Source organism: Pseudoalteromonas sp. S1608 (genome assembly GCF_005887265.1).
Taxonomy (GTDB): Bacteria; Pseudomonadota; Gammaproteobacteria; order Enterobacterales; family Alteromonadaceae; genus Pseudoalteromonas; species Pseudoalteromonas undina.
The window spans coordinates 1-16,932 of sequence record NZ_PNDK01000069.1 but is presented as its reverse complement, the minus strand read 5'-3'; the positions used below and the strand labels follow the sequence as shown (position 1 = coordinate 16,932).

The 16,932-nt window shown below is 41.1% G+C and carries 20 protein-coding genes; 12 read left to right on the top strand and 8 right to left on the bottom strand.

The annotated features are described in order from the left end of the window. The 4 genes from CWB75_RS18720 to CWB75_RS18705 all read left to right on the top strand — a co-directional run. Nucleotides 1-167 (top strand): EF-hand domain-containing protein (locus CWB75_RS18720; protein WP_138571424.1); only part of this gene is annotated, 167 nt, incomplete at its 5' end. A 68-nt stretch (nucleotides 168-235) separates the two neighbouring features. Then, nucleotides 236-448, top strand: a complete 213-nt coding sequence (locus CWB75_RS18715) for an EF-hand domain-containing protein (RefSeq protein WP_008112939.1) — start codon at nucleotides 236-238, stop codon at nucleotides 446-448. A 134-nt stretch (nucleotides 449-582) separates the two neighbouring features. After that, complete coding sequence (locus tag CWB75_RS18710) at nucleotides 583-795, top strand: EF-hand domain-containing protein (RefSeq protein WP_036980747.1); 213 nt, start codon at nucleotides 583-585, stop codon at nucleotides 793-795. A gap of 64 nt (nucleotides 796-859) precedes the next feature. Then, nucleotides 860-1,075: an EF-hand domain-containing protein gene (locus CWB75_RS18705; RefSeq protein WP_010392739.1), complete on the top strand. Its 216-nt coding sequence runs from the start codon at nucleotides 860-862 to the stop codon at nucleotides 1,073-1,075. 59 nt (nucleotides 1,076-1,134) lie between these two features. Here the strand turns inward: CWB75_RS18705 and CWB75_RS18700 are convergent, their stop codons facing one another. The 5 genes from CWB75_RS18700 to def form a co-directional block, all read right to left on the bottom strand. Beyond that, complete coding sequence (locus CWB75_RS18700; protein ID WP_249362347.1) at nucleotides 1,135-3,285, bottom strand: TonB-dependent siderophore receptor; 2,151 nt, start codon at nucleotides 3,283-3,285, stop codon at nucleotides 1,135-1,137. A 192-nt stretch (nucleotides 3,286-3,477) separates the two neighbouring features. Next, nucleotides 3,478-4,854 (bottom strand): Trk system potassium transporter TrkA, encoded by a 1,377-nt coding sequence (gene trkA / locus CWB75_RS18695; RefSeq protein WP_054202928.1) that lies wholly within the window; start codon nucleotides 4,852-4,854, stop codon nucleotides 3,478-3,480. A gap of 84 nt (nucleotides 4,855-4,938) precedes the next feature. Beyond that, a complete protein-coding gene (gene rsmB, locus CWB75_RS18690) occupies nucleotides 4,939-6,234 on the bottom strand; it encodes a 16S rRNA (cytosine(967)-C(5))-methyltransferase RsmB (protein ID WP_075169469.1) in 1,296 nt (431 codons plus the stop codon). Beyond that, nucleotides 6,227-7,180, bottom strand: coding sequence for a methionyl-tRNA formyltransferase (gene fmt, locus CWB75_RS18685; protein ID WP_138571423.1), 954 nt, complete (start codon nucleotides 7,178-7,180; stop codon nucleotides 6,227-6,229). Before fmt ends, rsmB begins: the two co-directional genes overlap by 8 nt. Before the next feature lie 31 nt (nucleotides 7,181-7,211). Further along, nucleotides 7,212-7,718 carry a peptide deformylase gene (def, locus tag CWB75_RS18680; RefSeq protein ID WP_008112927.1) on the bottom strand — a complete coding sequence of 169 codons (507 nt, stop codon included), beginning with the start codon at nucleotides 7,716-7,718 and terminating at the stop codon, nucleotides 7,212-7,214. Between the two features lie 119 nt (nucleotides 7,719-7,837). Between def and CWB75_RS18675 the strand changes: the two genes are divergently transcribed. The 6 genes from CWB75_RS18675 (at nucleotide 7,838) to hemF (ending at nucleotide 12,748) form a co-directional block, all read left to right on the top strand. Beyond that, the gene (locus tag CWB75_RS18675; RefSeq protein ID WP_138571422.1) at nucleotides 7,838-8,959 is read left to right on the top strand and encodes a LysM peptidoglycan-binding domain-containing protein; all 1,122 of its coding nucleotides are present in this window, start codon (nucleotides 7,838-7,840) and stop codon (nucleotides 8,957-8,959) included. Nucleotides 8,960-8,987: 28 nt separating this feature from the next. Continuing rightward, on the top strand, nucleotides 8,988-10,079 hold the full coding sequence (dprA, locus tag CWB75_RS18670; protein ID WP_138571421.1) for a DNA-processing protein DprA: 1,092 nt from the start codon (nucleotides 8,988-8,990) through the stop codon (nucleotides 10,077-10,079). Between the two features lies 1 nt (nucleotide 10,080). Then, nucleotides 10,081-10,554, top strand: a complete 474-nt coding sequence (locus tag CWB75_RS18665) for a DUF494 family protein (RefSeq protein ID WP_010392756.1) — start codon at nucleotides 10,081-10,083, stop codon at nucleotides 10,552-10,554. A gap of 111 nt (nucleotides 10,555-10,665) precedes the next feature. Continuing rightward, the gene (locus CWB75_RS18660) at nucleotides 10,666-11,241 is read left to right on the top strand and encodes a DNA topoisomerase family protein (RefSeq protein WP_138571420.1); all 576 of its coding nucleotides are present in this window, start codon (nucleotides 10,666-10,668) and stop codon (nucleotides 11,239-11,241) included. A 23-nt stretch (nucleotides 11,242-11,264) separates the two neighbouring features. Further along, the gene (gene tsaC, locus CWB75_RS18655; RefSeq protein WP_138571419.1) at nucleotides 11,265-11,828 is read left to right on the top strand and encodes an L-threonylcarbamoyladenylate synthase type 1 TsaC; all 564 of its coding nucleotides are present in this window, start codon (nucleotides 11,265-11,267) and stop codon (nucleotides 11,826-11,828) included. A gap of 2 nt (nucleotides 11,829-11,830) precedes the next feature. Further along, nucleotides 11,831-12,748, top strand: a complete 918-nt coding sequence (gene hemF, locus CWB75_RS18650) for an oxygen-dependent coproporphyrinogen oxidase (protein WP_010392766.1) — start codon at nucleotides 11,831-11,833, stop codon at nucleotides 12,746-12,748. A gap of 46 nt (nucleotides 12,749-12,794) precedes the next feature. Here the strand turns inward: hemF and CWB75_RS18645 are convergent, their stop codons facing one another. Next, nucleotides 12,795-14,399: a methyl-accepting chemotaxis protein gene (locus CWB75_RS18645; protein ID WP_138571418.1), complete on the bottom strand. Its 1,605-nt coding sequence runs from the start codon at nucleotides 14,397-14,399 to the stop codon at nucleotides 12,795-12,797. A 102-nt stretch (nucleotides 14,400-14,501) separates the two neighbouring features. Beyond that, nucleotides 14,502-14,939 carry a group II truncated hemoglobin gene (locus CWB75_RS18640; protein WP_010392770.1) on the bottom strand — a complete coding sequence of 146 codons (438 nt, stop codon included), beginning with the start codon at nucleotides 14,937-14,939 and terminating at the stop codon, nucleotides 14,502-14,504. Nucleotides 14,940-14,991: 52 nt separating this feature from the next. Between CWB75_RS18640 and aroE the strand changes: the two genes are divergently transcribed. Next, nucleotides 14,992-15,816: a shikimate dehydrogenase gene (gene aroE / locus CWB75_RS18635; RefSeq protein WP_138571417.1), complete on the top strand. Its 825-nt coding sequence runs from the start codon at nucleotides 14,992-14,994 to the stop codon at nucleotides 15,814-15,816. After that, entirely contained in the window at nucleotides 15,813-16,067 is a 255-nt protein-coding gene (locus CWB75_RS18630) for a DUF1488 family protein (protein WP_008467093.1), read from the top strand. The genes aroE and CWB75_RS18630 overlap by 4 nt, the downstream gene beginning before the upstream one ends. A 1-nt stretch (nucleotide 16,068) precedes the next feature. Here the strand turns inward: CWB75_RS18630 and CWB75_RS18625 are convergent, their stop codons facing one another. Next, the gene (locus CWB75_RS18625) at nucleotides 16,069-16,608 is read right to left on the bottom strand and encodes a gamma carbonic anhydrase family protein (protein ID WP_010392775.1); all 540 of its coding nucleotides are present in this window, start codon (nucleotides 16,606-16,608) and stop codon (nucleotides 16,069-16,071) included. Between the last annotated feature and the right edge of the window lie 324 nt (nucleotides 16,609-16,932).

Genomic DNA, 16,932 nt, shown 5'->3' with positions numbered 1-16,932 from the left:
CATCAGCTGCTTTTGCAGCAAGCGACTTTGATACGCTAGACGTTGACGGCAACGGCGCGATCAGTCAAAGCGAAGCATCAGTTGATGCAAAACTAATGAGCATGTTTTCAGAGCTTGATACAGACCAAAACGGTGAGCTATCAAAAGAAGAGTTCTCTAAAGCATAATCCTAAGCTATTAAACTTTGGGAGCTAAATCTCCCACATTATTTAAACGATTTTAAGGAATACTCATTATGAAAACATTACACAAAACGTTCGCACTTATCGCACTTGCTTCTTCATCAGCAGCTTTTGCTGCCAGCGATTTTGATACACTTGATACCGACGGTAACGGTGCTATTAGCCAAAGTGAAGCATCAGTTGATGCAAAGCTAATGAGCATGTTCTCAGAGCTTGATACAGACCAAAACGGTGAGCTATCAAAAGCAGAATTTTCTAAAGCATAAGCTAAGACTAGGCATATTCTGAGTTGCCAAAGACAACCTAAGTAGGCAAGGGAGCCTATGAAAAAGAATGACAAGGACGGTTATAGCCTGATATTTCCAATAGCACAAAGCATTACATTTTGAAGGATTAAATTATGAAAACATTACACAAAACATTCGCACTTATCGCGCTAGCTTCTTCATCAGCAGCCTTTGCCGCTAGCGACTTTGACACAATTGATGCCGACGGTAATGGGGTTATTAGTCAAAGCGAAGCTGCTGTAAATGCTGATTTAACGGCCGCATTTACTGAGCTTGATACTGACGGTAATGGTGAGCTTTCTAAAGCTGAGTTTGCAAACTTTTAATTTTTAACTTTTTTCATTGCACAGGGATCTCAGAAAAGGATTTCCCTCTTTAAGGAGACTTATTATGAAAGCATTAAACACAACACTTGCGATTTTAGTATTAGCGTCATCATCAGCGGCATACGCAGCAGTAGACTTTGCCTCTTTTGATAGCAATGGCGACGGTGTAATTAGTCAGCAGGAAGCTGCGTCTAATAAACAACTCATGAATATTTTTGATGACTTAGATACTGACGGAAATGGTGAACTTTCTAAAGAAGAGTTTGCAAGAGTACAATAAGTATTACCCCATCATACTCCACTAAAGCCGCTTAATAGTCAGCGGCTTTTTTGTGCTTGTTAGAGACTATATTTAAGTTGGAGAGAGAAGCTTCTTGGCTTGCCATAACGATATTGGTTATAGAACCCAATTTGACTGTAATAATGCTTATCAAATAAGTTATCGATATTTAGGCTAACAGATAATTGCTCATTCATTTGATAATTCGCCATTAGGCTGGCAATACCATAACTAGGCTGGTTTACCTCAACAGCACCATAAACAGGGTTGTTAACTTCATCATAGCTATTGCTTTGCCAGCGATAGCCACCACCTACTTTTAGATTGTCTAATGCACCTGAGAGTTGATAGCTAGTAAAAAGTTTAAATTGATCTTTTGGGTTGGTGGTATTTAATACCGTATTATCCGGTTTTTCGCCTTTACTATGGGTATAGCCAAAATAAGCGTTCCAGTTGTCGGTTAATTTTCCGTTGATTTCTAGCTCGTAGCCCTGAGTTAATGTGCCGTCAATGGGCTTGTAGATGGCCTGAAGTGTTTCTGCAATGGTATCTCCCGTGTACTCGCCTACATTATCTTGATAAATTTTAAATCCAGAAAGGGATATGTCTAAACGTTCATCAAGTACAGAAGCTTTTATGCCAAGTTCATAATTCTTACCTTCAATAGGGCTTAAATAATTTCCATTTTTATCAACTCGACTTTGTGGTGTAAAAATATCAGTGTAATTAGCATACAAAGCCCAACTCTGTGTTAGTTCATAAGTTGCTCCAAAATAATTAGTTAGTTCATCACTTATTTTATAATCATGCATGCGACCAAAATTATCTTGATTGGTTTGCCATTGATTTAACCGGCTTCCAACAATTAAAGACAAGGCATCGGTTATATTTAGTTGTGCAGCAACATAAAGTGCATCTTGTTTAGTTGTGCCATAAGAACCGTAAGCCGCTTCTGACTGCCAATTTGGTTTTGCAATGCTATAACTAGAGTCAGTGAAATCGCCGATAATATAGTCACTTTGTTGACTAGCATAATAAGGGGTCGAAAACTGTTGCTCTTGGGTATTATAACCAAATAGCAGTTGGTGACTTTGGCCCAGCCAATTAAACCGACCATTGAGTTCGACCTCATAGGTATCCTGCGTTCTGTTTGCATCAATATAGTTTATAGAACCGGGTTTCATTCCAGTGTTGTTTATAGGATCGGGCTCTCCTTTTACCCAAAACACATCATAGTCTAGGTCGTTATCACCATAGACATAATTAGCGGTTAGCTGCCAGTTAGCGTTAAAGTAATGCTCTATGCGAATAAACGCATTAAGTGCATCGGTTCGAGAAGAGGCCCAATCTTGAGCTGTTGAAGCACCTCTGTCATAAGCAGTGCGGGAGCCATCACTATAAAAAATAGGCAAACCACCTGACATTGTTCCTTTAGGGGTTGTCGATTGATTATCAACAGCAAGAGTCAATAAAGTACTGTTAGAAAGATCTGCCTCAATAATGCCATACAATGTTTGACTGGTTTGCGAAAAGCGATCTTGATATGAGTGTCTATCTTGATAAGCAACAACAGCCCGTCCTCTTATACTTTCACTATTATTTATGCTTCCTGACACATCCACCATCGCACGGTAGTTGTCCCATGAGCCAAATGAAGCAGTAAGATTTATTTGAGTGTTTGCAGTTGGACGTTTACGTATCAAATTAATTGCTGCCGAAGGGTTACCTGCGCCCAGCATTAGCCCCGTTGCCCCTCTAACTATTTCGATACGATCATAAATTGCGGTATCGGTTAGGTTATCTCCATAATTAAAGCGGGTGTCATAGGTGGTCGCTATGCCATCATAAAGTATGCTGGTGACACTAATACCTCGGGCTGAAATAGAAAACTTGCCATTATCTGCTTCTCGAGCATTTATGCCTGTCACACTGGTTATAGCTTCAATTGCGGTGTTTAGTTGTTGGTCTGCCATAAAATCGCTTGTTATCGCTATCGTTGATTGCGGTGTTTGCAAATGTGATAGCTCAAGACCTGTTGCAGAGCTCATGGAATTAACTTTATAGCCGTTCGCTTGCTCTCCAATAACGGTTAACTTTTCGATATCATCGCTAGTGTGAGCGAGCGTTTGAGTTGAAACTGCTGAAAGTAAAAGACCAACCAGAGTGTAATGAGTTACGGGAGAATTTTTCTTTGAGAGTAGGTGTATCATTTGAAATCCATTTTTATTTAAAAACGTGAAATTAACTTTTCACATCAGTAGATGTCGCTGCTTGATAATCGAGCAAGAAGAGACTAATGGATTTTTCTTTATTAGTAAACGCTTTTGATAATGATTTTCATTTAGATTTAAATGTTCTCCTTTTTACTTACAAGCATGTTGTGAATAAAAAGGAGGAATTACTTATAAAAAGATTGCGCTAACTTGGAATAACTTTTCAACCACGTTAATGTGCTTTTTATCAATTAAGAACATAATTACATGATCGCCTGATAGAATTATCGTGTCGTCGTGGGCAATTAGTACATCGTCATTACGTACAATTGCACCTATTGTGGTACCTGCTGGCAATTTAATATCTGCAATCGCGCGACCCACTACTTTAGATGTGTTTTCATCACCATGGGCAACTGCCTCTATGGCTTCTGCAGCCCCTTTACGCAGTGAATACACGTTTACAATGTCGCCTCGGCGCACGTGCGTAAGTAACGCAGAAATAGTCGCTTGTTGTGGTGAAATAGCAATATCTATTTCGCCGCCTTGTACTAAATCAACGTAAGCACCTCGTTGAATAAGCACCATGGTTTTTTGTGCCCCCATGCGTTTTGCGAGCATGGCCGACATAATATTCACTTCATCATCGTTAGTAACGGCAATAAAAACATCAACTTGTTCAATGTGTTCTTCTGAGAGCAGCTCTTGATCGGACGCATCACCACAAAATACCACGGTGTTGTCTAGCATTTCAGAGAGTTGCTCTGCGCGCTCTTTACTGCGTTCTAATAATTTAACGCTGTGGTTTCTTTCTAGTGAGCGAGCAAGGCCAGCACCAATGTTACCCCCACCGGCTATCATAATTTTTTTGTACGAGCGTTCCAGTTTTTGTAGCTCGTTCATTACCGCACGAATATGTTTGGTGGCGGCAATAAAAAATACTTCATCGTCGGCTTCTATTACGGTAGTACCCTGCGGTTTTATTGCCTTGCCTTGACGGTAAATAGCGGCTACCCGGGTTTCTACATTAGGAATATGTTGCTTAAGTGTAGATAGGGCATAGCCTACCAATAAACCGCCATAGTAGGCTTTTACAGCTACTAAAGAGAGCATGCCGTCGGCAAATTGTAGTACCTGTAATGCACCAGGGTAATCTATCAAACGGCGAATATATTTAGTAACGAGTGCTTCTGGGGCTATGTAATGATCGACCGGTAAATCATCATTATGAAAGAGTTTTTCACGGTATTTTAAATACTGCTCAGAGCGAATGCGGGCTATTTTGGTTGGCGTATTAAAAATACTGTAAGCAACTTGGCATGCCACCATGTTTACTTCATCTGAGCTGGTTACGGCGATAATCATATCGGCATCTTCAGCTCCCGCGCGACTCAACACATCAGGGTGGGCGCCGTGGCCTGCAACACCTTGTAAATCGTATTTATCTTGCAGTTCACGCAAGCGGTTACCGTCGATATCAACTACGGTTATTTCGTTTTGTTCACCCACTAAGTTTTCTGCGAGTGTGCCGCCAACTTGCCCAGCACCGAGTATGATTATTTTCATTATGTACCCGTATTATTAATACTAATTACATCAAAATAATAACTACCTCAAAAGCGAGGTAGTTAAATGTGTTGCGTGGCAATACTAGGCTTTTTTAACTAATTTAGCGTAGTAAAAACCGTCACTTTCACCTGGTAACAGCTGTAAGCCTGGTGTGGTTTTTGTGTCTTCGCTGTGCAGAGGGATATGCTCCACATCGTCGTTATTAGCTAAAAACTTAGCAACTTGTTGTTGGTTTTCTTGAGGAAGTACCGAGCAAGTTGCATACACTAATGTGCCGCCTGGTTTTAACAATGGCCAAATGCTATCGAGTATATCGCCTTGTAGGGTCGATAAGTCGTTAATGTCGGATGCGCGACGTAGCCATTTTATATCTGGATGACGACGAATTACGCCCGTTGCAGAGCAGGGTACATCTAACAAAATACGATCAAACTGATCTTCATCCCACCAAGTGTGAGGTTGCGATGCATCACCACATTGTAAGTCGGCGCCCAAACCAATTCGTTCTAAGTTTTGTTTAACACGTTCTAATCGTGTGGCATCACTATCAAGCGCGAGTACATCTGCATCGGCAAGCTCTAAAATATGGCAGGTTTTACCACCAGGCGCTGCACAGGCATCAAGTATTGCATCACCATTTTGTGGGTCTAGGTAGCGAGCTGCAAGCTGCGCTGCCGCATCTTGTACTGAACAAGCACCGGTATCAAACTCAGGAAGTGAAAACACATCGCGTGGTTTACTTAGTTTAATGCCATCAATAAAATCAGGGTTTAGAGTATGTTCAATATCGTTAGCGGTTAGCATTTCGCTATATTCTTGGGTGCTAAACTGCGATTGATTCACTCGCAGCCACATTGGCGCTTGCTGTTGGTTTGCTTCTAGAATGTCTTCCCAGTGATCTGGATAGGCTTCTTTTACTTGCTTTATAAACCAGTTTGGATGGTTGTATAAACATACCGGAATTTGTTTGGCTTTTTCTTCAAGCTCAACTTGCTGACGTTGAAAGCTTCGTAAAATGGCGTTAATAAGCCCTTTTAAGCCAAGAGCGCGCAATTGTTGTAACGCATTAACCGTTTCGCTAATTGCTGCATGCGGCGGTACACGCATGTGTTGTAGTTGGTAAATGCCCACATACAATAAAAACTGAAAAATACGACGTTTGCCTTTAAGCGGTTGCTCGACTAGATGCTGGCAATAATTTTCTAGGCTAGGTAAGTAACGTAATACTCCGTAGCAAATTTGCTGCAGTAAGGCTTTATCTTTAGGTGATAGGCCTTGGCTAGCGAAAGGAAGTTCTTGATTAAGCGATGCGCCTTTATCAACCACGTTATATAAAGTTTCAGCGGCTAGCGCTCTGACATTGCTTACATTACTCATTATTTTCGCCTAATACAGTGCCGGGTGTGACCCAATCGCTACGACCGTTTAAAAAATCATTAATTGCCATTGGCTTTTTGCCTTGTGGTTGTAATTCGCCAATAGATAAAGCGTGTTTACCACAAGCCACAACGATACCGTTTTTATCACTTGCTAAGACAGTGCCAGCTGCGCCTGATTGTTCAACCACACTTGCTTGGTATATTTTTACCGTATTACCACTCATTTGGGTAAAGCATACTGGCCATGGGTTAAAGGCACGAATGTTACGCTCGATTTGCTCGGCATCCATAGACCAATCAATGTTGGCTTCGTCTTTTGAGAGCTTTTTAGCGTAATTGGCATCGGTATCGTTTTGTGGTTCAGGCGTTATTTCCTCGTTGGCTAAACGATTTATGGTATCGATTAATGCATCAGGCCCGAGTTCAGCAAGCTTAGTGTATAAGCTGGCACTGGTTTCAGTATTATCAATAGGGCAGCGGCTAATATGCAGCATATCGCCGGTATCTAGCCCTTCATCCATTTGCATTATCGTTACACCAGTTTGCTGATCGCCTGCCCAAATAGCACGTTGAATAGGTGCGGCACCACGCCAGCGAGGTAAAATAGAACCATGCACATTTAAACACCCTAAACGCGGGGCATCTAAAATGGCTTTAGGTAAAATTAAACCGTAGGCAACCACAATCATAATATCGGCATTGAGGCTATTTAATTCCTCAAGTGCTTCATCTGTTTTGAGAGATTGCGGCTGAAAAACAGGGAGATCATGTTCTAGTGCAAGCGCTTTTACTTCACTGGCTTTTAGTTTTTTTCCGCGACCCGCTGGACGATCTGGTTGACTGTAAACGCCCACAATTTGGTGTTCACTATTGATGAGTGCTTGCAGATGGCGTGCAGCAAAGTCCGGCGTACCGGCAAATATAATGCGTAATGGTTGTGTCACTGAGTTTCCTAATTATTTACTAAGGTGCTTATTATTGCGCTGCAAACTTCGCTTCTTTTTCAAGCTTTTTACGGATGCGTTGGCGCTTTAATGGAGATAAATAATCAATAAATAATTTACCTTGAAGGTGATCAAGCTCATGCTGAATACAAATCGCTAATAATTCGTCGGCATCAAGAATAAACTCTTTACCTTCTTCGTTGAGTGCAGCCACGGTGACGGTTTCTGCGCGATCAACTTTTGCGTACGAGTGAGGAACTGATAAACAGCCTTCTTCGCTCACGGTAGAGCCATCTTTTTTGATAATTTGTGGATTGATAAGTACTAGCGGTTCATCGCGCTCTTCTGATACATCGATCACCACAATACGTTGATGAATATCAACTTGCGTAGCAGCAAGTCCAATACCATTTTCATCGTACATAGTTTCTAGCATATCTTTGACGATTTCACGTACTTGGTCGTCAACAACAGTTACTTCTTTTGCGATTGTACGTAAACGTTCATCTGGAAATCTTAAAACTTCTAACCTAGCCATAGTTACCTTTTACACTTATGCTTAAATTTAGGGTATCGTATGTTCTTATTTTAGCCATTCACGTTCCCCTTTAACAGGTTTTGATTAATAATAATGAAAAAACACTATGAGGAAGCTCAATGAAATCTCCATTCATTGCAATAATACTTGCATTAGGTGCTGCTTTTCCTGTTCTAGCAGATGTACTAACTATAAAAAAAGACGCTCCTAAACAATACGTTGTAAAAAAAGGTGACACGCTTTGGGATATCTCAGCGATATATTTAAACGAGCCGTGGCTTTGGCCTGAGTTATGGCAAATGAACCCGCAAATAGACAACCCTCATCTTATTTACCCGGGCGATGCGTTAGCATTAATTTACGATGCAGACGGTAATCCGCGTTTAGTGATTAATAAAGCGTATAGAAAGCTATCACCTATGGGGCGTATTACCCCTAAAGGGAAAGACGCTATCACCACGTTACCGCTTGAGTTGATTAAACCGTATTTGTCGTTTGAACAAGCGATAAACAGCGATACGATAAAAGAAAAACCCTACATTTTGGGTGCAAACGAAAATACCAAAACCCAAACAATCGATCATATTTTATATGTTAAAGGTAACTTAAAGCGCAATCAGGCTTATGCTATTTACCATGAAGGGGCGCCTTACACCGATCCTAAAACAGGTGAAAAGCTAGCGAGTAGAGCATCTTATGTGGGTATGGCTCGCGCCTTTAGAGCCGGTGATGCGGCTAATGGTGAACCTGCCTCAGTCAGAGTTGAATCAGTTAAGCGCGAAATCAAGCAAGGTGATTTTTTATTACCCGCGATGGAAGGACAGATGCTGCCGGTGTATTTTAATATGCATCGTCCTACCCAGCCGTTGCAGGGTCATGTAATTGCCTCTCCCCGTGAAGTGAGAGAATTTAGCACGATGGATGTGGTGGTGCTAAACTTAGGCTCTGAACAACAAGTTGAAGTAGGTCATGTAATTGATATTGAACGTCAATCACCTAAAGTAATTGATGGCGCTCGAGGTCCGCGTTATACAGAAGACTCAAGTCGTTTAGAAAAACTAGTATCCGCTACTAGCGAGTTGTTTGGCTCAGAGATCGACGAAGATAGTATTACGTGGAAAATGCCAGCAGAAAAAGTTGGTGAAATGATTATTTTTAAAGTGTATGACAAAGTTAGTTATGCACTCATCACTAAAAATCAGTACCCAATTCGCATTGGAGATTTAGCAGTTATTCATTAAGTAGCGAGTCGGTGTTCTAGGAGGGAACATGGAGCAATCGTGTGGCAAGTTAAATCATTGGCTTGCCTTTTACTTATGCAAGGGGTTAGGGATTAAAACGCTCTTAGCCCTGTCTAAACAATACAGCTTAGCATCGCTGTTTTCTTTATCGCACGCTGAACTAGTAAACATTGGCTTAACGGCTCACCAAGCTAGCAACTTACTTAACACGAACTGGCAGCAAGTTGCACATTATGAGCAGTTGATCAGCCAACAAAACATTATTGTTATTAGTATTTTTGATACCACCTACCCAGAATACCTCAAACAAATAGCTAGTGCGCCATTATTACTTTTTTGTAAAGGAGATATCAGCTTGCTGGCTTCGCCGCAAATAGCCATTGTTGGCAGCCGAAACGCAACGACTACGGGGCTTGAAATCGCTGCTGAGTTTGCGCATCAGCTAACGCTTGCTGGCATAACAGTAACCTCTGGTATGGCGCGTGGCATTGACGGCGCTGCCCATAAAGGGGCATTGGCAGGAAATGGTAAAACCATTGCAGTGCTAGGGACAGGCGTTGATATTTACTATCCTAAACGCCATAAGTTACTCACAGAGCAAGTATTAGCAACAGGCTTATTGGTTAGTGAGTTTTTGCCTGGTACGGCTGCCAATGCGCACAACTTTCCACGGCGTAATCGTATTATTTCAGGGCTCTCTTTAGGCGTTTTAATTGTTGAAGCCGAAATTAAAAGCGGCTCATTAATTACGGTACGTTACGCGCTTGAACAAAATAAAGAAGTTTTTGCGGTACCCGGTTCAATTAAAAATCCGCTTGCACAAGCTAGCCACTTTTTAATTAAGCAAGGTGCTAAGCTGGTTGAGAACGTCGCAGATATCCTTGATGAGATGAACTTTTCATACCCTTCTGGTCTAAACTATAAAGAGTTAACTGATGCTGTAACCTCAGATTGCGAGGTACTTAATAGTATTGGGTTTGAGGTGACCAGTGTGGACGATATTATGCGTCGAGTGCAGTGGCCAATTGATAAAGTACAAGCGCGATTGCTTGATTTAGAGTTAGACGATCAAATTGAGCGAGTATTAGACGGCTATATTAAATTAAGCGCTGGAGGATAATATGTTTGATATTCTTATGTATTTATTTGAAAACTATGTTCACAGCGAAAGCGATGTTTTTGTTGAGCAAAGTAAGCTTACTGATGAGCTACTGCGCGCTGGGTTTAACAAGCCGGAAATAAACAAAGCTATTGACTGGTTAGATCAACTTGCCGCATTACAATATAGTAATGAGTCGCCTTATTTATTAGCCACTGAGCAGCATGCAGTGCGAATCTTTACCGATAGCGAGTGTCGAGTTCTTGATACCGAATGCCGTGGCTTTTTAATGTTTGTTGAACAAACCGGCGTTATTAATAGCACCACTCGTGAAATGGTGATGGATCGTTTGGCGGCGCTTGATAATTCAGCCATTACTTTAGAAGATTTAAAATGGTTAATTTTGATGGTGTTATTTAATGCCCCTGATTCTCAGCAGGCGTATGAGCAAATGGAAGATCTTATTTTTGATGAGCCTAGCGAAGTGTTACATTAACCATTATTGGGTGTTTTATTATTTTCAGCGTTAACAAACAGACTGCCATAGCTTGTATCTTTAAGGGTTTTGGGTATATTAGGCGAAAATTCACCAACCACTAGGATTTACATGAGTAAAATCGATCATTCACTTTTCTCGGCCAATAAACACGCCCTAGAAAAAGAATATGAGATATGCCCGCAATGTGGTTCAGAACTTGTGATTCGTAATAGTAAGTCGGGGCCTTTTTTAGGCTGCGCTAGTTACCCAAAGTGCGATTTTATTCGCCCGCTTGCCCATCATGATAGCAATGAAATAAAAGTACTTGAGGACAGCGAGTGTCCAGCGTGCAGCAAGCCGCTGGTGGTGAAAAATGGCCGCTACGGTATGTTTATTGGCTGTACCGGTTATCCTGAATGTCACTATATTGCCAGTGACGATGATGACACCCCAAGTGAAGAACCTGTGGTTGGTTGCCCTAAATGTAAAAAGGGGCATTTAGTTTCACGCAGTAATAAGTTTGGTAAAGTATTCTATTCCTGCGACTGTTACCCAAACTGTAAATATACGCTTAATCATAAACCTGTAGCTCAAGCGTGTCCTGTATGTGACTGGCCAGTTGTTACTGAGAAAAAAGCCGCGAGTGGTGTTGTGTTACAATGCCCACAAAAAAGCTGTATGCATAAGTTTGCTGCCACTGAATAACGTAAATATCTCTGGAGACAATTTTGTCTGACCTTTCTTCTTTATCTGCTGCAATAACAAGCTTAGAACAAGGCGATGTTATTTTATACCCAACTGAAGCTGTTTATGGCTTAGGTTGCGATCCTGACAATCAACAGGCGGTGGAACGTTTACTTGATATTAAACAACGCCCAGTTGAAAAAGGGCTTATTTTAATTGCTGACAATTACGGGCAATTATTAAAGTACGTGGATGACGCTAAGTTGCCCATGGACAAACGCGCTGATATTTTTTCAAGTTGGCCTGGTGCTATTACTTGGGTCATGCCTGCTGCTAAAACCACGCCGAAGTGGTTAACAGGGCAATTTGATACTATTGCAGTGAGAGTAACTAACCATCCTACAGTTAAACGTTTATGCCAAGAGTTTGGTAAACCATTGGTATCAACAAGTGCAAATTTAACTGGTCAAGCAACGGTAACAAGTATTGTTGAGGCGCAGCAGCAGTTTGCAGATCAGGTTAGTTTTTATGTTGATGAACCATTAGGTGGTAATACACAACCAAGCACCATTAAAGATGCCACAACAGGCAATATATTCAGAGGTTAACTATGCAAAGCGAATTATTAAAACAAGTAAAAGCCTACTTTATGGCTTTGCAAGATACCATTTGCCAAGGCTTAGAAGCAGCAGATGGGAAAGCACAATTTGTTGAAGACAGCTGGCAGCGAGAAGAGGGCGGCGGTGGTCGTACTCGCGTTATCACCAATGGTAATGTGATTGAGCAAGGCGGAGTTAATTACTCTCATGTATTTGGTGCCTCTATGCCGGGCTCTGCGACTGCACATAGGCCTGAACTTGCAGGACGTAGTTTTCATGCGTGTGGTGTATCGTTAGTGATTCATCCTAAAAACCCACATATACCAACAAGCCATGCCAATGTACGCTTTTTTATTGCCGAAAAAGAAGGTGAAGAACCGATTTGGTGGTTTGGTGGTGGTTTTGATTTAACCCCGTTTTACCCTGTACTTGAAGATGTAGTGCATTGGCACCAAGTTGCGCACGATGTGTGTCAGCCATTTGGCGATGATGTTTATCCAAAATATAAAAAATGGTGTGACGAATACTTTTATTTAAAACATCGTGATGAAACCCGCGGCGTAGGCGGCTTATTTTTTGACGATTTAAATGAGTTAGGTTTTGAGCAAAGCTTTGCATTTATGCAATCGGTGGGTAATGGCTTTTTAGATGCTTACGTTCCTATTATTGAACGTCGTAAAAACGATGAGTACACCGAGCAGCAGCGCGACTTCCAATTATACCGCCGTGGTCGTTATGTTGAGTTTAATTTAGTCTGGGACCGTGGCACATTGTTTGGTTTACAAAGCGGTGGCCGTACGGAATCTATTTTAATGTCGATGCCACCTTTAGCCCGTTGGGAGTATAACTATACCCCAGCCGAAGACAGCGCAGAGGCATTACTATATAAAGATTTCTTAAAGCCTCGAGATTGGTTAGCACTGGGCTAAGAATGATATGCCAGTCAATAAGCTACTTATTGACTGGCTTTTAAAATTATTGTTTAAGTTTAAAACTGCGTACCTGCTCATCTAACGAACGAGCTAAATTGAGTAACTCTTCACTGACTTTTTGATTTTCATCGGCATCCACTAATGATTGCTCGGCGTTATCGCTAATACCAACAACACTTATATTTATTTCTTCAGCAGCTTGGTTTTGTTGCTCTGTTGCATCGGCTATTTGTATATTGAGCTCATTTATTTCATTCATTTGCCCTGAAATATCTTTTAAAGCTTGTGCAACTTGCTGTACTTGTTGCGCTCTTTCGTCTGCCTCTGCACAGGACTCCCCCATGGTTTTAACGGTTTGCGCGGCTTCTGACTGCAGCTTATCAATTGTGCGACGTATTTCATCAGTAGATGCATGAGTTCGAGTTGCTAAAGTACGTACTTCATCAGCAACAACGGCAAAGCCTCGGCCAGCTTCACCTGCACGGGCAGCTTCAATGGCAGCATTAAGCGCTAATAAATTTGTTTGCTCGGCGATACTGCTGATCACCTCAAGTACTTTTCCCACTTCAAGCGTTTGCTCTTGTAGTTGTCTCACTTGATCTGCCGCTTGGCGTACATCTTCTGCTAACTGATTGATACTGAGTTCGGTTTGCTCAGCAACCTGCATGCTTTGTTGTGCTAGTTCATTACTGTTCTCAGATTTTTCTTGAGCAAAATGAGTGGTGTTTCTTACTTCATTGGATGAGCATTCTAGTTCATTAATTGCTGCGGCCACCGAATCGGTACTTTTCTTTTGTTCTAAAATAGCGCGCTCAGTGGTATCGGCCGAGGTATAAATTTTCTCTGCTGAATGAATAAGTACTTTTGAAGAGTGAGATACCTGAGCAATATTATCTTTAAACGTAGCAATCATTTGGTTAAAGCTAGTGGCAAGCCAGCCGAGTTCATCTTCGGCGTTATCTTCAATGCGTAAGGTTAAATCTTTATTGGTAGTGGCTAAGTGCATTGCATGGCCGAGCTTTTTAAGGCGCACTATAAATATTTTTCTAAACACTATACCTAGCAGCACAAAGGCAATAATAAAAATAGTAGAAAGTAGGCTGGTGGTTACTAAGGTGTTGTAAGTTACCTCATTATCAATATCAGCTAAGGAATAACTAATTTTTACCACGCCTAGTACATCGCCTTCTTGCGCTTGGTGGCAGCCTAAACAGTTAGTACCTTTATAATCAGTGCTAGCATACATAGGACGTAGGTAGGTCATACTGCGGCTATCGGTGTTTTGCTCTATAAATAAGCTTTCTTTACCCTTTAGTGCTTCGCGTTCGTTGTTATTACTTGCTGTTTGGTTTTTATTTCCGGAACCATACAGATTATTAACTATATCGGAGCGAATAATATGAGCATCTTCTATATTAGGATGTTTGCGTAACTTTTGGCTCAATAATTCTCGATTAGCCATAGTACCGGTTAGCATCATGGTGTTTATTGAATCAAAATAATTATCGGCAAGCAGCTTAATGTTTTCTGCCACCGTATCCTGGGCGAGCGTGCGCTGCTGGCTAGCACTACTAAAAATACTGGCTATTAATACAATAACGCCAGTTAGAGCTAATAAAGCATAAATTTTATGTTGGATTGATTTCACACGCGCCACGCTTTTCTAATTATTTGATAGGGTATTATCTATATTTTAGAAAAGCGGATTTTGACTTAGCGCAAATAATCCCCAATTAAAGAACGAGGTAGGTTAATGCTGGTTAATCATATGGCTGGCAAGCTGGGCCAGTGATTGACGTAAGCCTTCGCGTAACACAGGGTTATCTATTTCTATATCTAAGGTCTTATTCATGCAATACATCCACTGATCACGTAAGTCTTGATCAATAGGGAACGGCATATGACGTTTACGCAGCATCGGATGGCCATGCTTTTCAACAAATAGGTCAGGCCCACCAAGCCAACCGGATAAAAACTCAAAAAATACTTGGCGAATTCTGTCTAATGGTTGAGGATGCATATCATATAACGGTTTAGCGTATTCATCACTGGCCATTATATCGTAGAATCTATTAGCAATTGCACGCGTGGGGGCTTCTCCACCAATGATTTCATACGGGGTTTTATCTGGCGTAGGTGCTTGCGTAGTTGTAGACGGCTTTGATCTTGAAAAGAGTCTTTTAATCATAAATTTATCATCGTTAATAGGCAGTACTAAAACTGCGAAGAGGTTGTTTAAAATGGACAAATATGCGGTTTTTGGAAATCCAATCAAACATTCAAAATCTCCCATTATTCATCAGCAGTTTGCAAAATCATTGGGAGAGCAAATCGACTATCGCGCAATATTAGCACCTATCGATGAATTTGAAAAAACAGTCGCTGCTTTTTTTGAGCAAGGAGGAAAAGGCGCCAATGTCACTGTTCCTTTTAAAGAGCAGGCTTTTGCTTTAGCCGATGAACTCACCCCAGTTGCTAAACTGGCAGGCGCAGTGAACACCCTTAAAAAGCGCGATGATGGCAGTTTACTCGGTGATAACACTGATGGCACTGGTTTTGTTAACGACTTACTGACCAATAAAATAACGATAACAGGTAAACGCCTGTTGATCATTGGTGCGGGTGGCGCTGCTCGAGGAGTGATCTTACCTTTACTAGAGCAAAATCCCGCAGAGATAGTTATTGTTAATCGCACAGTACACAAAGCCCAAACATTGGCAAAGCTCTTTACTGGGCATGGCAATGTTTCGGGGTATGGTTTTGACGACCTTCCTTTTACTGATTATCATTTAGTTATTAACTCAACCTCGAGCAGCATGAATAACGAATTACCTGCGTTAAGCGAAAAGCACTTAAGCACATGTGAAATGGCTTATGATATGTTTTACGCCACGCATAATACGCTATTCATGAATTGGGTCAGCGAACACAATAAAGCAGCTAAGCTATTAGATGGCAGTGGTATGCTAGTAGGGCAAGCCGCACAAGCTTATTATGTATGGCGAAATAAAATGCCTGAGATTGTTCCTGTTATTACTGCACTAAAGCAGGGAGTGCTTAAATGAATCAAGCAATACAGTTTATAGATCGACTCGAATTTAGAGAGCCAACTCATCAATTAGTTTTTTTTGCACAAGTAAATGGCATGCTAGTTGAGTGTGTGATTGCTGTCAGTAGTTTAAATTTAGCCGATGAGAGTCATGCAACGCGTTATTTTGAGCAATACCGTTTTGATTATGAAGAACGTGCCGAGCAGCTTATTGAAGATGAATGCTATAACTCGGCAGGTCAAATAGAAGTGAGTTTAGTTAGTTAAATTAACTAGCGTCTTCAGCTAAGTATTCATCTTTAAGCTGCACGTAATTATCAGCAGACACTTTTAAAAAGCTCAGCTCTTGCTCTGTTAATGGGCGAGCTTGTTTTGCTGGGCTACCTACATATAAAAAACCAGACTCTAAACGCTTATTAGGGGGTACTAAAGCACCGCCACCAATAATAACCTCATCTTCTACAATCACATTATCCATAATAATAGCGCCCATACCCACGAGTATACGATTACCTAATACGCAGCCATGTAGCATTACCTTATGACCAACGGTTACATCATCACCAATAATAAGTGGGTAGCCGTCTGGATTATTCTTTGTTGCTCTTGATAAGTGTAAAACGCTGCCATCTTGTATATTAGTACGCTGACCAATACGAATATGGTTAACATCACCGCGGGCAGCAACTAACGGCCATACACTGCTATCATCACCTATAGTGATATCACCGACTAATACAGACGACTCGTCTACATAAACAGATTCATTAAACGCAGGAGTGATTCCTTTATAAGAACGTATTGCCATACATGCACCTTTAAATTAAACATATTAAGAGTATTAGTGTAACAGTAGCGCTTATTTTAGTGCCAGCAAAGCCTATATTGATTATAAAACTACCAGTTTCACCTGCTTTCGCTCAGATACTAACCGAACAGTGTGTTTTTTTAGTTTTTCTTTAAAAAAGTACTTGCGTAAAAATCTGTTCTCCCTATAATGCGACCCCACTGAGACGGGGAACGCCAACGCATAGCGAGGCACGAACTACTCAGAGAGTTAAATAAAACTTAAGTTTAAATCATCGTAAGAAAGTTTCAAATTAAGTGTTGACTCGAAATATATAGGTGGTAT

Coding starts and splice junctions, on each gene's coding strand:
- rsmB (WP_075169469.1), bottom strand. CDS start 6,234: ATGAGTAATGTAAGCAATGTCAGAGCGCTAGCCGCTGAAACTTTATAT.
- trkA (WP_054202928.1), bottom strand. CDS start 4,854: ATGAAAATAATCATACTCGGTGCTGGGCAAGTTGGCGGCACACTCGCA.
- aroE (WP_138571417.1), top strand. CDS start 14,992: ATGGACAAATATGCGGTTTTTGGAAATCCAATCAAACATTCAAAATCT.
- CWB75_RS18715 (WP_008112939.1), top strand. CDS start 236: ATGAAAACATTACACAAAACGTTCGCACTTATCGCACTTGCTTCTTCA.
- CWB75_RS18675 (WP_138571422.1), top strand. CDS start 7,838: ATGAAATCTCCATTCATTGCAATAATACTTGCATTAGGTGCTGCTTTT.
- CWB75_RS18630 (WP_008467093.1), top strand. CDS start 15,813: ATGAATCAAGCAATACAGTTTATAGATCGACTCGAATTTAGAGAGCCA.
- CWB75_RS18665 (WP_010392756.1), top strand. CDS start 10,081: ATGTTTGATATTCTTATGTATTTATTTGAAAACTATGTTCACAGCGAA.
- CWB75_RS18710 (WP_036980747.1), top strand. CDS start 583: ATGAAAACATTACACAAAACATTCGCACTTATCGCGCTAGCTTCTTCA.
- CWB75_RS18625 (WP_010392775.1), bottom strand. CDS start 16,608: ATGGCAATACGTTCTTATAAAGGAATCACTCCTGCGTTTAATGAATCT.
- CWB75_RS18660 (WP_138571420.1), top strand. CDS start 10,666: ATGAGTAAAATCGATCATTCACTTTTCTCGGCCAATAAACACGCCCTA.
- def (WP_008112927.1), bottom strand. CDS start 7,718: ATGGCTAGGTTAGAAGTTTTAAGATTTCCAGATGAACGTTTACGTACA.
- dprA (WP_138571421.1), top strand. CDS start 8,988: ATGGAGCAATCGTGTGGCAAGTTAAATCATTGGCTTGCCTTTTACTTA.
- CWB75_RS18640 (WP_010392770.1), bottom strand. CDS start 14,939: ATGATTAAAAGACTCTTTTCAAGATCAAAGCCGTCTACAACTACGCAA.
- hemF (WP_010392766.1), top strand. CDS start 11,831: ATGCAAAGCGAATTATTAAAACAAGTAAAAGCCTACTTTATGGCTTTG.
- CWB75_RS18700 (WP_249362347.1), bottom strand. CDS start 3,285: ATGATACACCTACTCTCAAAGAAAAATTCTCCCGTAACTCATTACACT.
- CWB75_RS18705 (WP_010392739.1), top strand. CDS start 860: ATGAAAGCATTAAACACAACACTTGCGATTTTAGTATTAGCGTCATCA.